This window comes from Mesorhizobium sp. WSM4306 (assembly GCF_007003975.1).
Lineage (GTDB): Bacteria > Pseudomonadota > Alphaproteobacteria > Rhizobiales > Rhizobiaceae > Mesorhizobium.
On the sequence record NZ_VFTC01000003.1, the window covers coordinates 1 to 15,496 of the forward strand.

A 15,496-nucleotide genomic window follows, 5' to 3' on the forward strand; every position below is an offset into this window, starting at 1 on the left:
GATGGAGGCCAACCGCTACATCAACATGGACGACCTGCGCGAGCACAAGAAGCTCGCTCTGCGCCAAGCCGCATGACCAGCGACATGGCCGCCCCTTTTTGCAGAACTTGACGCACACAACCCGACAGCGGACTGGCAGGTTCAGGCGGCGGTTGTTCAAATGCGGACGTTCGGTTGAACGGGAACATAGTCGTGACCTGACCCTTTGCAGTCAGTCGCTCTCTGTCGGGCCTAGGTCCGCAGAGGATGGTTTGCAGGCCTTCGACTGAATGGCCACTATGCCTGGCGCCTCTCGAGGCTGACGTCATCAGGCCAAGAGCGCCCAGTGAGAACGAACGCATGCCGATACGGCGTGCGTTGGCCGATCGCGACTTGCGGGTGAGTCCTCCTCTCGATGGTTGTCGGCGGCTTAGGATGGCTTACGTGTGTCGCGCCGGATGACTGGCACGAAGAGGTACTTCACGATGCGTTCGTGCATCAGCAAAAGCGCCTTTGTGGAGCTCATATCGGGGGTCGCGGCCGGTCGGGTGCAGAGATAGAAATTTTCGTTCGTGGTCAGGAAGATGCGAGGATCGCCTTCATAGACCTGCTCCCGGAGGCTGATGACGTAATAACCGCGGGGGTTGGGACGGACGTCGTCGCTTGAGGCAACCTCATTGACATGGCCGGGGCCACAGAGTCTCGGGATGTCGGGATCCGCCGCTGCAGCCGCTTGCGCTGTCACAAGAAGGGCAAGAGAGATGATGAGCCTGATGGGTTTCATGTCGTCCTCCTTCCAATCCGGTGCTGCTGGAATCGCTTGGATGCGACGGCCGAATTGGCTAGACTGACAAAGCGCGTCAGGGGCGTGAAATGTCCCGAAAGTCTCCTGAAATTGACCCGAAATCTGCTGAAACGATCACGTTCGGCGGTTTTATCTTCCTGACGAAAAGGAGAGAGCTCCGGACCGCTGAAGGCAAAGCGATCGATCTTCGCAGCCAGTCCGCAGAGGTGCTCTCAACACTCGCGGCGCAAGCGGGCGAGATCGTGTCCAAGGACGCGCTGATGCGGGCAGTCTGGCCCGATACCTTCGTTACCGAAGACAGCCTTACGCAATGCATTGCCGACATTCGCCGCGCGTTGGGCGACGACGCGCACGCGATCGTGGAAACTTTCCCCAAGAGGGGCTACCGGCTGAATGCCGATCGGTCGGAGGCGACGAACCCAAACGCCGCAGCCGGTACGGAACGAGCCAAGTCACGCTTCCCTCGACGCGGCTTCATTCTCGCAGCGATCGTTTTCGTCGTCGCGGCGATCGGCGCGTACTACCGCATGGACATGTGGCAATCCGCTCCGGTTCCTTCGAGCGACATGCCGAGGATTGCCGTCCTTCCCTTCGAGGACTTCAGTACTGGTGCGGACAAGGGATATCTCAGCGATGCCGTTGCCGAAGGGATCATCACCGAGTTGGCGAGGAGCAAGACTTATGCCGTCATCGCCCGAAACTCGAGCTTCAGGTACCGCGACAACCCGGCCGACGCCAGGCAGATTGGCGATGAACTCGGCGTCGACTACCTGCTCGAAGGCAGCCAGCAGAAGATCGGAGATCGGCTGAAAGTGACGGCCCAACTGCTGAATGCGCATGACGGATCGCATCTCTGGGCCAACACCTACAACCGGGAGATCGGCGATCTTTTCGTCGTCCAGGAGGAAATCATCCGCACCGTTGCGGAACGGGTCTGGCACAAGATCGAGCGACCCTGGCCACAGAGCGATGCTGCCCGGGTCAGCGCGCTCCACTATTACCTGATGGGGTTTGCCGAGATCGACAAGGATTTCTCTGCCGCGGGGACCGCGTTGCTGCGGCAGTATAGCCTCAAGGCGATCGAAGCGGATCCGAACTCGCAGTTCGGCTATATCGGGCTGGCCCACTCCTATCGCATCGACGCGGATTACGGGTGGCACGAGGAGGACGGTGACGAGGGGTTGAAGCGTGCCGCCGAATACGCCGACAAGGCCATCCTGCTCGCTCCGGACGATCCCGAGTCACAGTGGGCCCGCGCCCGCGTGCATGCTGATGCCGGCGAGGTCGAGCAGGCTCTTGCGCGGTTCGATCAGGCGATCGCCCTGAATCCCAGCAACTCGATGATCCTCGTTAGCAGTACGGATCCGCTGGTCTGGGTTGGCCGTACAGACGAAGCGATCGATCGGATCAAGCAGGCTATGGGCATCGATCCTTTCTACCCTGAGTGGTTCAACTGGCAGATGGGCTGGGCGCTCTACGCAAAGAACGATTGCGGGGCTGCGCTGGCGTGGATGCTGAAAATGTCCAGAATCCCGAACGGAGCATACCGAACGCTTGCGGAGATCCACGCTTGTCTGGGAAACGAGCGGGAGGCAAAGGAAGCGCTTGCGGTTTCCCTCAAAGACTCGCCGGGCGAATCCATCCACAAATTACGCAAGCAATGGGAGAAGGTATATACCGCCCCCGGAGGCCTCGAACGCTGGCTCAATCACATGCGGATTGCGGGCATGCCGGAGTGAGACCTATTCGTGTGCAGCCCTACCGTGCGACACGAGTAATGTCCCGGAAGCTCTGAAAACGACCTTCGCTGCACCAACGCAAATGTCAGGAGTTGGCGCAACCGCGACCACCAGCCTGGCCCTGGGAACGTCAGCTTTCAGGAAACGGCATGCGCGCCCTCAATGACCTAGATCGGCGCAAAGCTGCCGTTCGCGTCGTGGATAGCTTTCGGATCAGACTCTCCCGCTCCCTACCGGTCTTTGCAGCACCGAGACAGGCCCATCACGCCCGACACTGTAGAAAATATCGCATGCTCTCCGAGTGGGGGGAAAGGCGGTAGCGCTCTCCCGCTACCAACCTACCTATAAGCTGTTGAAATCACAACAAAAACATGAACCTTTGGTAGCGCCCAGTCCAAAAAATCTTCAATGATTTCAGGGCCGAGCCTGCAACCCTGTGGTGCCAACGAACGTCGCAGAGGGCGCCAGAAGCGGTCTTTGCAGAGCAGATGTTCTGATGTCGCCTTTGGGCCGGAAGCGGACTGTCTGCAGTTAGAAGGAAGAGTCGCTAATTGCGATCGACTTTTTGTATAAGCAGCGCAAACTCGTCCGGATCCATGTGCACGATATGCCTGTCCTCCGGATAGGCGCCGCTGTTGACGTCGGCGACATATTCGGAAAACGCCGCGATGCGCTCCTGCTGCAGCCGGTCATATTCGGCGGCAAAGTTGCGGTAGACTTTCGAATGGCGCGGCATGTGACCGCGATTGGTGCCGAGTATATCCTCGGCGAACAGATATTGCGCATCGCAGCCGGCACCAGCACCCATCGACAGCATGATCAGCGGCGTGCGCTCCGAGATCGCCTTCGCCACTTCCACCGGTACCACCTCGATCTCGGCCCCGATCGCGCCGGCGGCTTCCAACTGCTTGACCGCCTCGAACACCTGCATGGCGGTGTCCGCGGTCTTGCCGACCGCCTTGAAGCCGCCGGTCCAGGTGGCGCGCGAGGGGATCAACCCGACATGGCCAATGACCGGAATGGCGTCGTCGGCCATGCGCTTGATCGTGGCGTAGCCGGCGCTGCAATAGACGGCATCGGCGCCGGCCTTGTAGAGCCGGAACGACCAGCGCACAAAATCATCCGCCGTGCCGATCTCGAAAAAATTGTCGCCCGGCATGGTGAAGAGGCTGGGCGCGGCATCGCGATATTGCGGATTGAGCACCAGCTCTGGCGGCACCGAGACGATGTCAATGCCGGCCTGCTCGGCGGCCTCCGCCTCGTCCAGCGTCAGCACGCGCAGCATGGTCAATTGCCGTTTGCCCTTCATGGCGCGCAGATCGGCAACGGTCGGTCTCTTTCGGCTCATCTTGAATCCTTGTCTGGTTAGCTGCGGCTCTCAGCCGATCTCGATCATCACCTTGCCGGCGTCAACCTTGACCGGATAGGTCTTCAGGTTCACGCAGACCGGCGCCCCCTTGGCCTGGCCGGTCTTGTAGTTGAAGCGGCCATTGTGCTTCGGGCATTCGATGATGTCGTCCATCACCAGCCCATCGGCCAAATGCGTTTTCTCATGCGTGCAGAATCCGTCGGTGGCGAAGAACTCGTCGTCCGGCGAGCGGTAGATCGCGAAGCTGCAGTCGCCATGGTCGAAGCGGATCACATCCTCCTCGTCCACGTCGTCGACCGCGCACGCTTCGACCCACTCCGCCATCGTCTGTCTCCAGCTTGCACCGCACCGCCTATTCGGCGGCCGCGGCCGTGATTTCGAGATCGTGGAACTCGCCGCGATAGGGCTTGGCCGTCGGCGGCAATTCGCGCTTGAGGTAAAAATCCTCATATTTGAGCTGCCTGATGAGCACCGGCCAAACTTCGCGATAGGCATGCCACATTGACGGGTTCGGCACCGGCAAATCGTGCTTGATCAACTCATGCAGCTTCGGCAGCGCGTGATAAGGAACCATCGGGAACATGTGGTGCTCGACATGGTAGTTCATGTTCCAGTAGATGAACCGGCTGATCGGGTTCATGTAGACGGTGCGCGTGTTCAGCCGATGGTCGATGACGTTGTCGGCGAGCCCGATATGCTGCAAGAGGCCCGTCGTCACCATGTGCCAGGTGCCGTAGAGCCGCGGCAGGCCGATCAGCACCAGCGGTATCCACGATTTGAGCGCGATCGCGGCAGCGATGGTCGCGACGTACACGATCATATGCCAGCGCGCCGAGGCCACGGCTTTGCGCTGCTCCATCTCCGGAATATAGCTCTTCTCGTCGTCCGACAATCTGCCGAACGCCTGCCGCACCAGCGTCGGCAGCGAATAGCGGAAGTCGAGAATGCCGGTGAAGGCCAGAGCTGCCTTTAGGAGATCCGGTGGCCGCATCACCGCGATCTCGGCGTCGCGACCCACAATGATGGTGTCGGTATGGTGGCGGGCGTGGCTCCAGCGCCACTGCACCGGATTGCGCATCAGCATGAAGGAAGCGATGTGGTAGACGACGTCGTTCATCCAGCGCGTGCGGAAAGCAGTGCCGTGGCCGCATTCGTGCCAGCGCGAGTCGCTCGACGAGCCGTAAAGCACGCCATAGACCAACAGGAACGGCACCACCCACCACGTACCCCAGAACCAGACGATGCCGGCGGCCGAGCCCAGGATTGCCGCGATCCAGATGATGGTGTCGCGGATAGCCGGCCCATCCGAGCGCTGCATCAACTCCTTCATCGTCTTGCGCACCACGTCGGTGTGGTACCACTCGGCCGAGGCGAGCCCGATCTCGATTGCCCGGCGCGTGCTTTCGCCGACAAGGCTGTAGTCGCGCTTGTTTGCCATCGTCGTCACTTTGATCTCCAATCCTCGTGCACCGCTGGCAATCCGGTCCGCCGGCCGGAGGGCTCGCTTTGGATAGATGTCGCGCTCACGCCCTGCCCGCCAATCTTGGAAAATTGCCGGAGGCTTGAGGATAATCCTGCTCGGGCTGGCGGGCGATGGCCGCGATCCTGTCTTCGGCCGCGGCAATCTCACCTGCACCGTCGAGCACCCGGAACACCGCATCGTAGGCACGCGCCTCGCCATGCTCCAGCCAGATCATCTCGCCGCGCTCGCGCGCCGCGAGATTGCCAAGCACATGGTGCGTCGAAGGCTCGATGCCGAGCGCATACTGGCCGGCCTGGAAATTCTGCCACTCGTAACAACAGGGCAGCTGGTCCTTGCGGGTGACGACCTCGAAGCCGATGCCAAGGCGGTCGTTGACGACCGCCACCGGCACCTCGCCCCTGGCGTCGGCACCAAGCTCGTGCTGCCAGACCTGTTCGCTGAAGCCGAGCTGTGGCTCAGGCACGCTGCGGTAGCCGACCTTCTGCGCTTCGTAGCGCTCGCCTTCATGCGCGGCCCAGACCACGTCGCGGATCGGCGCCAGGTAGCGCGAACCTTCGTCGAGCAGCGGATGCCCGACATTGACATGGTAGAAATACATATGCGGCGTGCGATGAAAACCGTGATTGATCACGCGGTCCGAGAGCCGGATCTCGCTGCCGCCGACATCGGCCTCGATGCGGCGGATGAGATGCAGGTCCTCGCCGAACACGCTGGCCTGCTGGACGATCCCTTCCGCCCACAAAACGCAACGGTCGCCGTCCCAGCTTTCGCCATAACCCGCGAGCCGCGCCGGGATGGTGCCGACCCGCCCATGCAGCGAATGCGTCACCGTCTTGCGTCCGGGATAATTGTAGTTCTCGGCCGGCACCTCGTTGCGGCCGAGGATATGATCGAGGCCGCAGGTGACCAGCAGGCCGGAAAAGGACCGCCCCCAGGCAAACCCGTTCTCGCCCTCATAGTCATGCAGGCCCGGGTTGCGAAAACCGCTCGGCGAATGCCAGCCGATCGCCTGGCCCTTATACTCGAAATCGGCGATGTCGAGCGCCCGGTCGACCAGCGCGGTGAAGCGCAGGCCCGAGCCGGTGCGGAATTCGAGCATGCGGATGCCGCGCTCGACGCCGTCGCCGAGCGTCATCAGCCGCACGCCGGCGAATTGCGACAGCATGCCGGAGCGTTCGGCGACCTGCCGGCGCGAAAGCGTCTGTCCATAGAGCTTCACCATGCCGTCACTGCGCCCTTTTCATCAGGGCCGACAGGTCGGCGCCGGTTATCAGGCTTTCCACCGTCAGGAGGTCTGTGTCGGCTACCGTCTGCTCGGCGACGATCTCGCCGCGGCGCATGACGATGATGCGGTCGGCGACCTCGAAGACGTGGTGGATGTTGTGGGTGATCAAGAGCACCGAATGTCCGGCTTCCCGCATCTCCTTGACGAAACGAAGCACGCCATGCGTCTCCTCGACGCCGAGATTGTTGGTCGGCTCGTCGAGGATGATCACCTTGGCGGCGAACTGCATGGCGCGCGAGATCGCGATCGACTGACGCTCGCCGCCGGAAAGTGTCGAGACCAGCGCATCGGCGTCGAGCTTCTTCGAGATGCCGACACGTTTCAGCAGTTCGGAAGCGGCATTGCGCAGCTTGGCGCGATCGAGCGGCGCGAAGACCCCGAGCCATTTCAGATTGACCGGCTCGCGGCCGAGGAACAGGTTGCGCGCGATGCTGAGGTCGGGCGCCAGCGATGTATCCTGGTGGATGGTCTCGATGCCGAGATCCATCGCCTCGCGCGTCGTGCGGATCGAGACCTTCTCGCCGCGCACATAGATGTCGCCGCGATCGATCGGGAAGACTCCCGAAATCGCCTTGATCAGCGTCGACTTGCCGGCGCCGTTGTCGCCGAGCAGCGCAACCACCTCGCCCTCCTTGAGCGTCAGCGAGGCCTTCTTCAGCGCGCGCACGCTACCGAAGGATTTTTGCAGATTCTGCAGACGGAGCACTTCCTGCATCGTCAGCTCCTTGCGGCGTTTTTCTGCAGCAGAGCGTGCAGGATGAGCATGGCGAGGATGATGACGCCGACGAAGATGTTGTAGGCGAGGCCAGGAACGCCGACCAGCACGATGCCGTTGCGGATCGCCCGCAGCATCAGCGCGCCGACGACGGTGCCGAGGATTGTGCCGCGCCCGCCGGTCAGCGCCGTGCCGCCAACCACGACCATGGCGATCACTTCGAGCTCGTAGCCGGTTCCCGCTACCGGCGAGGCCGCCGAGATGCGAAAGGCGCTGATCATGCCGGCGAGCCCAGCCAGCACCGAGGTCAGGATGAATAGCCAGATCTTGACCGCGTCGGCCGGCACGCCGCGCGCCACCGCGGCGTTGCGGTTGGAACCGATGGCGCTGATCCAGTTGCCGAGCTTGGCGTAGCGAAGGATGTAGACCGCGAGCAGCGACAGCCCGATGAACCACCAGAGCGAGGTGTAGAAGCGGAACGCACCGATGTTGAAGCTGCCGGCGAGCAGCGTGACGAAGAAGCCCGGCTGGTCCCACGACTTCAACGGAAAGCCCTGTGTGATGTAGAGCGCGGCGCCGCGCACGATTAACAGCATCGACAGCGTGACCAGGAAGGACGAGATGCCGATCTTGGTGACGATAACGCCATTGATCGCGCCGATCGCGATGCAAAGCAGCAATCCTGCGAGCAGCGCCACGCCGATATCGAGCCCGGCATTCTGCACCAGCAGCATGGCGACCACAGGCGCCAGCCCGAACACCGCGCCGACCGACAGGTCGAATTCGCCCGCAGTCAGAAGCAGCGTCATGCCGAGCGCGATGATGCCGAGTTCCGGCAGGAACGCCATCATGTTGGAGATGTTGAGCGGCGACAGGAAATTGCTGTCGGCGATACCGAACACCACGAGAAGCACGACGAGGATGACGAAGGACGAGAATTGCGGCGAGCGCATCAGGCTCGACCTGCTTTTCGCCCTTCCTGCGCCGTCTTCCGCGGTGACTGCCATAACGGTCTGAACCATGCTGCTTTACACAGCGCCCGCCACTGACGCGGCGGCCGCCGATTTCCTCACTTCTTGTCGTAGACTTTCAGGATCGGTTCGACGCTGGAGGCGTCGTAGAGGCCTAATGTGTGGATGTCGTAGCCGATCGGCTCACCCGAGGCCGCGAGACCGAGCAGCGCGACGGGCATGAAGCCTTGCGCCGACGGATACTGCCAGGCCGCCGCGTTGACGAAGCCGTCCTTGACCGCTTGCGCCGTCTCTTTCGAATTGCCCCAGCCGACGACCGGGATTTTTCCCGCCGGAATGCCGGCGCCGTCGAACACCCGCTTGACGCTGGCCGCCACGGAATCGCCGAGTGCGATGATCGCCGGCGGATTGTTGGCGACCATATAGTCGGTCATCTTGGCGATAATGCCGGCCGGATCGGTGCCGCAATCGACCACGTCATATTTGATGCCGAGCGGATCGAAGACGCCGGCGATGCCTTCCGTCTCGAGTTGCTGGTAGCTGGCGCCGGGGACCTCGACCGGCAGGAACACCTTGTCGCCCTGCTTCACCATCTTGTGGTCGACGAGATACTTCGCCCATATCGCGCCCGCTTCCTTGAGGTCGGCGCCGACATAGGCCTGGCGTCCCGTCGCCGGATCGTCGGTGTTGAAGAACACGATCGGGATGCCGGCGGCCTTGGCCGCCTTCACTTCCTCGGTCCACAGGCCGGGCTGCGCCGAGGTGGTGGCGATGCCGTCGGGCTTGGCGGCGAGCGCCGAGTTGAAGGCCTCCTTCTGCGCCGCCATGTCACCTCCGCTGAAGGAGATCTTGCAGGTCACCTTGAGCTGGTCGCAGGCCTTGGTCGCGCCGGCGTTCCAGTCGATCCAGAAGGCATCGGAAGGTCCGCCATGCGACAGGAGATAAAAGGTCTTCTGGCCGTCCTGCGCCTGCGCGGCCGAACCAAACGCAACGCCGGCAAGCACGGTCGCCGCGGCCGCCAGCTTCAATCCAAACTTCAACATCTCGTTTCCTCCACTCTGTTCATGTCGGATGGCGCCGCCGGGAACCGCCGGCGCCTCGCGATCTCACAGCCCGTTGGCGCGAAACTTCCCGTCGAGGAACTTCTTGGCGCGCGGCACGTCGTCTTCCGACAGATGCTCGATGATCACCGGGATGTTCGGGTGCTTCTCGGCGAGCCGCTTGAGATAGAGGTCGTAGTTCAGCGAGCCGAGACCCGGCGCCGGCAACTCGATCTCGCCCACACCGCGGAAGGTGTGGCTTTCCATCGCATCGGCGTCGCCGATATCGGCGTGCTTCTCCGACTTGTCGTCGCCCGAACGCTTGACGTCCTTAGCGTGCGCAATCCGGATCTTGTCGGTCAGCGTGTCGAAGACCTGGTTGAGGATCTGGTCCATCCGGTCGATGTTGTGGGTCTCGAAATAGTTGGTCGGATCCATCAGCAGGCCGAGACCGGGATGGTCGACCTGCGCGAACATCTTGACCGTCTCCTCGACCGAGCCGACAACATTGTTGACGTAGGTTTCGAGCAGGAAGACCGCGCCATGGTCGTAAGCCGTCTGGGCAAGGTCGGCGATCACTTTGCGGCACTCCTCGAACCCCTCCTCGGTCTTGTTCTTCGGGTGATGCACCCAGTCGGACTCGGTGTTGTAGGTGCCGGTTTCCGAGATAACGTAAGGCGAGCCGAAATGGCGGGCGTTGCGGATGATCTCCTTGAGATAGCCGACGCGCTTGTCCCGCTCCGCCTTATCGGGGTGGATGATGTTGGTGTAGCCCGACACGCAGCAGACCGGCAGATTGTGGTCGCGGAACGTGTCGCGCACCGTCCTCGCCTTATCCCTCGTGATCTGCCCGGCCGACAGGTCGACATCCTTGAAATGCAGGTCGAGCTGCACCGTGTTGAAACCGAGCCCGCGGATTTTTTGGGCCGTCTCTTCGAGGCCATACGGGAAATAGCCCGTGAAAATGCCTGCCTGCATCATAGTGTTAATTCCTCCCTGTAAGCGATTCAATTGGTTGAGATTTCGGAAAGCTTGACCGTGCGGCCCGCGGCCATCGAGCGGTAGCCGGCTTCCACCAGCGCCATCGTCTTGACGTTGTCGGCGACCGACAGCGCGGGCGGCGTGCCGGTCTTCACCGCATGCTGCAATTGTTCCATCACGCCGATGAAAGCATGCGGGAACCACATCGTCTCCCAGCTCGGGCTGACCCACTTGCCGCCGGTCGTCTCGGTCGAGGCATAGGTCAGGGTCGAGGCAACGCCCTTCGGCCAGCCGATCGTTCCTTTGGCGACACCCTTGGTGCCGTCGACGCGCCAGTTGATGTGCTGATCGTCCTCGTAGCCTTCCTGGCGCGGACCGGACCAAACATCCTCCAGCGACACGGCGAGCACGCCGGAGGGAAAGCGCAGTGTTGACACGGTAATCCCGTCGGAATGGTCGAATGTCGTGCGCGGATCCTTGCGCGTCAGCGTGGTGATCTCCGAGGGATCGCCGAACAGGAAGCGCAGCACATCGAGATGGTGCACGCTCATATTGGCAAGCGTCAGTCGGTCGTAGTCCGCGAGGAAAGTCTGCCAGTGCGGGATCGCATGCATGTCGATCTGAGCAAAGACGATCTCGCCCAGCGCGCCGCTGTCGATGATCTGCTTCAAGACACGCATCGACTGGTCGTAGCGCATGTTCTGGTTGACCGAGAGGATCTTGCCGGCCTTCGCCGCCTCATCGCGCAGCTTAACGGCTTCCTCAACCGACAGCGCCAGGGGCTTCTGCGCCAGGATCGCCTTGATGTGCTTCTGCTTCAGCGCATGGCGGATCAGCGCCGGCTGTTGATCCGGCGGGAACGCAAGATCGATGATCTCGACTTGTTGGTCCTCGATCAGCTGTTCCGGCGTGTCGTGCACAGTCGGGATGCCCCAGCGTGTGGCAACTTTTTGCGCATTCGCAGGTGTGCGCGAGGCGATTGCCACCACCGGAAAGCCAGCCTCCTTGTAGGCGGCGAGATGGCACTCGGCCATGATCATGCCGGCGCCGACGCAGCCAATCCGGTATTCCTTGGTGCGAACCTTGACGTCCGGCTCGAAGCCTTTGCCTGCCATGTTTTCCTCCCGAAATTCTTTCTTCGCGGCCGCTGTCACAACGCGCCTCCGTCCTGACCGAAATAATGCACGCGGGCCGGCTCGCAGGATATCGCCACCATGGCGTCCGGCCTGATGTCAGGCTGGCCGCGCAGCAGTGCCCTCAGCCGCGCCTGCCCGGCAGCGAGTGTCACCACAGTGTAGCCCCCGAGCGGCTCGACCTCGAACACCCGCGCCGGGCGGCCCGAGCCCCCTTCCGCCTTCTCACTTTCCGTCCAGGGCCGGACCTTGATGTCTTCGGGCCTGAGCCCGATCTCGATCGCCTCGGCCGGCGCCTTGGCATCGGCGATGCGGATTACGCCTTCGGCGGCCTCGACACCGCCGGCGCCGCGCACCGACGGCAGGATGTTCATGATCGGCGATCCCAGCATGCGCGCCACATAGGCGCTGGCCGGACGGTCATAGATCTCGGCTGGCGCGCCGACCTGCCGGATCCGCCCGCTCTCCAGTATGGCGATGCGGTCGGCGACTGACATCGCCTCTTCCTGGTCATGTGTGACATAGATCAGCGTCTTGCCGAGGTCGCGCTGGATGCGCTTCAGCTCGACGCGCGTCTCCTCGCGCAGCCGCGCATCGAGCGCCGAGATCGGATCGTCCATCAGATAGGCGGCCGGGTCGCGCACCAAAGCGCGCGCGATCGCCACACGCTGCCGCTCGCCGCCGGAAAGCTGCGCCGGCGGCTTGTGCAGGATGTGGCCGATATGCAGCTTGGCCGCGACGTCCGCGACACGTTTCTTGATATCGAGCTCGGCGATCCGGCGCTCGACCAGCGGGAAGCGGACATTGTCGAGCGCGCTCATATGCGGGAACAGCGCCAGGTTCTGGAACACCATGGCGACGTTTCGGTCGGCCGGCGAGATATTGTTGACCGGCTTGCCACCGATCAGTATCTCGCCTTGATCCGGCGCTTCCAGCCCGAGCACCAGGCGCAGGATCGTCGACTTGCCTGATAACGGCGGGCCGAAGAAGCAGAAAAACTCGTTGTCGTTGACGGTGAAAGAGGCATCGTCGACAGCGAGCGTTTTGCCGTAGCGCTTGGTGACATTGCGGAAAACGATATCGGCCATGGCTCAGCCCGCCTTCACTGCATGGCCGGAGGCGGCGTCGAAGACGCGCACTGACGAGGCCGGCGGCGCCACGATTGCCGTCTGCCCGACCGACAGCCCGACATCGTTCTCGAACACCGCCTTCACCGCGCTCTCGCCGTCGCCGAGATGGACAATGGTGCGCGCGCCGATCCGCTCGACGAAGCTCACCGGCACCGCCAGCCCGCGTTTGGCCAGGGCCACCTGCTCCGGCCGGAAGCCGTAGAGCACGTCACCGCGCACCGCTCTCACAGCCGAAGCCAGTTCACCCGGCAAAGGCGGCGTGACGCCAAGCGGTCCGAGATCCACGACCAGTCCGCGATCGCTCTCCGATGGCCTGCCCTTCAGCAGGTTCATGCCTGGCGCGCCGATGAAGCGGGCGACGAAGACATTGGCGGGGTTGTTGTAGACTTCGAGCGGCGTGCCGACCTGCTGCAGCACGCCATGGTCCATCACCGCGATGCGGTCGGCCATGGTCATCGCTTCGAGCTGGTCATGCGTGACATAGACCATGGTCTGCCTGAACTGGCGTTGCAGCTGTTTCAGCTCGGTGCGCATCACCGCCCGGAACGCCGCATCGACATTGGACAGCGGCTCATCGAGCAGGAAGATCGCCGGCTCCATGATCGCCGAGCGGCCGATCGCCACGCGCTGCAGGATGTTGACCGACAGCCGGTCCGCCTTGCGGTCGAGCAGCGGCGAAAGCTGCAGCATCTCGGCGATCGCGCCGACGCGGCGGTCGATCTCGGCCTTGGCCGCGCCGCGCATCCTTGGCCCGTAGGCCAGGTTCTGCCGCACACTCATATGGGTGAAGATCGCATAGTTCTGGAAGACGAAGCCGACGCCGCGCCGGCCCATAGGCACGCCCGCCATGTTGCGCTCGCCGAACAGGATTTTTCCGCTGGTCGGCTCTTCCATGCCGGCGATCATGTTCATCGTCGTCGACTTGCCGCAGCCCGACGGCCCGAGCAGCGCCATGAACTCGCCATCGGCGATCTCGAGGTCCATCGTCTTCAGCGCCGCGAAGTCGCCGAAGGACTTGGTGAGGTTCTGGAGATGGATCGCGCTCATGCCGCCACCTCCCTCGCCCGCGCCATGCGCTTCATGGCGAAGACGGCGACGATGGAGAGCACGATCAGGATGGCCAGCGCGATCGCCGCGACATAGCCCCAGATCAGGTCCTGCGTGGTGACCTTGTAGATGTAGACGGAGATCGTTTCGGTGGCGACGCCGGGGCCGCCGCCGGTCATGATGTAGAGCGTGTCGAAGATCTTGAAGTTCTCGATCACCCGGATCGCCAGCGCGATGATGATGATCGTCTTCATCTTCGGCAGCACGATGGTGACGAAGCGCTGCCAGGGATTGGCGCCAAGCAGCGTCGCGGCCTTGATCTGGTCCTCCGGCACGCCGACCAGGCCGGCCAGCAGGATCAGGAACATCAGCGGCGTCCACTGCCAGATATCGGCGACCATCACCGCGATCAGCGCCAGGGTCGGGTCCGACAGCCAGGCGATAGTAACGGGCGAACCGGTAAGCGAAGACAGGATGTCGTTCACCGGCCCGCCCGACTGGAACAGCATGAAGAACATGTAGCCGGCCACCGCCGGCACCACCATCATCGGCATCAGCAGGATCGAATAGAAGATGCGCTTGCCGGGAAAATCATCGGCGAACAGCGTCGCCAGTGCCAGGCCGAGCAGGAACTCCGCCGGTACGCAGACCAGCATGACGATCGCCGTGCGCTGTAGGGCGCTCCAGAAGCGGGTGTCGGCCGCGAGGTCGGTGTAGTTGGCAAAACTGTTCCACATCTCCCAGGCGTTCCACCAACCGACGCCCGAGAGTGGCGACCAGTCGGTGACGCTGATGTAGAGCTGCATCAGCAGCGGGAAGGCCGAGATGAACAGCACCAGGATCTGCGCCGGCAGGGTCAGCCGGAAGCCAAGCCGCGCGCCTTCGTCCCGCGTGGCGGGCTTTGTCCGCGCGTCCATCTCGCCCTCCGCAATCGTCGCCATCGCCGCGCTCATTGCTTGAGCGCCCCGAACGTCAGCCCGCGCACCAGATGGCGCTGGATGGCGATGCCCATGATTACCGGCGGCATCGCCGCGATCAGGCCGAGCGCCGCCTTGGCGCCGTAGAGCTGGCCGGTCATCGAGGAGGACAGCGAGGCCATGTAAACCGGGATCGTCACCCATTCACGCGTGGTGAGCAGCAGCGCGATGAGATAATCCGACCAGTTGAGGATGAAGACGAAGAGCGCTGCACTCGCCAACGGCGCCCGCATCATCGGCAGCGTGATGCGGGTGAAGACGCGCAGCCGCGAGCAGCCCTCGACGAGGGCCGCCTCTTCGATCTCGCGTGGCATATCGTCGAAAAAAGTCTTCATCAGCCAGAAGGCGAAGGGCAGCGTGACGATGCCGTAGATCAGCGCCAGCCCCCACCATGTGTCGTTGAGGTTGAGGAAGGCCCACATGATCATCACTGGGATCATCACCGCCATCGGCGGAAACAGCCTGAGCTGGATCAGCGCCAGCGGCAGGTTCTGGCCGGAGCCGAAGCGCGACAGGCCGTAGGCCGCGGCGGTGCCCGCCGACATGGCGATTGCCGTCCCGAACACCGCCGAAAGTAGTGACGACAGGATCGGCTTCAGCGCCGTGTGGTCGAGCGCGACGATCAGGTCGTTGGTGGAATGGCCGAAGACGAACTCGAAATTGGCGAGCGTCGGCTGCTTCGGCCACCATGTCAGCTCGGCGCCGGTCGCCGACCATTCGCCGATCGGCTTGAACGCCATCGACACCATCCACAGGATCGGCACCACCGTCACCGCCATCGCCGCGAGGATCGCGGCGTAACGAAAAATCTCGAAGGGAACGGAACGCTTCATCTGGCTGCT

Annotated in this window: 15 protein-coding genes; 1 reads left to right on the forward strand and 14 read right to left on the reverse strand. The window is 62.8% G+C overall.

Annotated elements, in window-relative coordinates:
• Window positions 1-409: 409 nt before the first annotated feature.
• The gene (locus FJV77_RS05600) at window positions 410-763 is read right to left on the reverse strand and encodes a hypothetical protein (protein ID WP_142865868.1); all 354 of its coding nucleotides are present in this window, start codon (window positions 761-763) and stop codon (window positions 410-412) included.
• A gap of 89 nt (window positions 764-852) precedes the next feature.
• Here FJV77_RS05600 and FJV77_RS05605 point away from each other — a divergent pair, with 89 nt between their 5' ends.
• Window positions 853-2,523: a winged helix-turn-helix domain-containing protein gene (locus FJV77_RS05605; RefSeq protein ID WP_142865869.1), complete on the forward strand. Its 1,671-nt coding sequence runs from the start codon at window positions 853-855 to the stop codon at window positions 2,521-2,523.
• 547 nt (window positions 2,524-3,070) lie between these two features.
• Here FJV77_RS05605 and FJV77_RS05610 read toward each other — a convergent pair.
• The 13 genes from FJV77_RS05610 to FJV77_RS05670 form a co-directional block, all read right to left on the reverse strand.
• Window positions 3,071-3,871 carry a 3-methyl-2-oxobutanoate hydroxymethyltransferase gene (locus FJV77_RS05610; protein WP_142865870.1) on the reverse strand — a complete coding sequence of 267 codons (801 nt, stop codon included), beginning with the start codon at window positions 3,869-3,871 and terminating at the stop codon, window positions 3,071-3,073.
• Between the two features lie 30 nt (window positions 3,872-3,901).
• Window positions 3,902-4,216: a MocE family 2Fe-2S type ferredoxin gene (locus FJV77_RS05615; RefSeq protein ID WP_142865871.1), complete on the reverse strand. Its 315-nt coding sequence runs from the start codon at window positions 4,214-4,216 to the stop codon at window positions 3,902-3,904.
• Window positions 4,217-4,244: 28 nt separating this feature from the next.
• Window positions 4,245-5,330, reverse strand: a complete 1,086-nt coding sequence (locus FJV77_RS05620) for a fatty acid desaturase family protein (protein WP_142866124.1) — start codon at window positions 5,328-5,330, stop codon at window positions 4,245-4,247.
• 85 nt (window positions 5,331-5,415) lie between these two features.
• Entirely contained in the window at window positions 5,416-6,597 is a 1,182-nt protein-coding gene (locus FJV77_RS05625) for an aldose 1-epimerase family protein (protein WP_142865872.1), read from the reverse strand.
• Between the two features lie 4 nt (window positions 6,598-6,601).
• Window positions 6,602-7,375, reverse strand: a complete 774-nt coding sequence (locus tag FJV77_RS05630) for an ATP-binding cassette domain-containing protein (RefSeq protein ID WP_142865873.1) — start codon at window positions 7,373-7,375, stop codon at window positions 6,602-6,604.
• Window positions 7,376-7,377: 2 nt separating this feature from the next.
• Window positions 7,378-8,397 (reverse strand): ABC transporter permease, encoded by a 1,020-nt coding sequence (locus FJV77_RS05635; protein ID WP_185970201.1) that lies wholly within the window; start codon window positions 8,395-8,397, stop codon window positions 7,378-7,380.
• 47 nt (window positions 8,398-8,444) lie between these two features.
• The gene (locus tag FJV77_RS05640) at window positions 8,445-9,389 is read right to left on the reverse strand and encodes a substrate-binding domain-containing protein (protein WP_142865874.1); all 945 of its coding nucleotides are present in this window, start codon (window positions 9,387-9,389) and stop codon (window positions 8,445-8,447) included.
• Window positions 9,390-9,452: 63 nt separating this feature from the next.
• Entirely contained in the window at window positions 9,453-10,367 is a 915-nt protein-coding gene (locus tag FJV77_RS05645) for a sugar phosphate isomerase/epimerase (protein WP_142865875.1), read from the reverse strand.
• Window positions 10,368-10,393: 26 nt separating this feature from the next.
• Complete coding sequence (locus FJV77_RS05650; protein WP_142865876.1) at window positions 10,394-11,482, reverse strand: Gfo/Idh/MocA family oxidoreductase; 1,089 nt, start codon at window positions 11,480-11,482, stop codon at window positions 10,394-10,396.
• A gap of 35 nt (window positions 11,483-11,517) precedes the next feature.
• Window positions 11,518-12,588 carry an ABC transporter ATP-binding protein gene (locus FJV77_RS05655; protein WP_142865877.1) on the reverse strand — a complete coding sequence of 357 codons (1,071 nt, stop codon included), beginning with the start codon at window positions 12,586-12,588 and terminating at the stop codon, window positions 11,518-11,520.
• A 3-nt stretch (window positions 12,589-12,591) separates the two neighbouring features.
• A complete protein-coding gene (locus tag FJV77_RS05660) occupies window positions 12,592-13,677 on the reverse strand; it encodes an ABC transporter ATP-binding protein (RefSeq protein WP_142865878.1) in 1,086 nt (361 codons plus the stop codon).
• Window positions 13,674-14,630: a sugar ABC transporter permease gene (locus FJV77_RS05665; RefSeq protein WP_142865879.1), complete on the reverse strand. Its 957-nt coding sequence runs from the start codon at window positions 14,628-14,630 to the stop codon at window positions 13,674-13,676. Before FJV77_RS05665 ends, FJV77_RS05660 begins: the two co-directional genes overlap by 4 nt.
• A complete protein-coding gene (locus tag FJV77_RS05670) occupies window positions 14,627-15,487 on the reverse strand; it encodes a carbohydrate ABC transporter permease (RefSeq protein WP_142865880.1) in 861 nt (286 codons plus the stop codon). Before FJV77_RS05670 ends, FJV77_RS05665 begins: the two co-directional genes overlap by 4 nt.
• Between the last annotated feature and the right edge of the window lie 9 nt (window positions 15,488-15,496).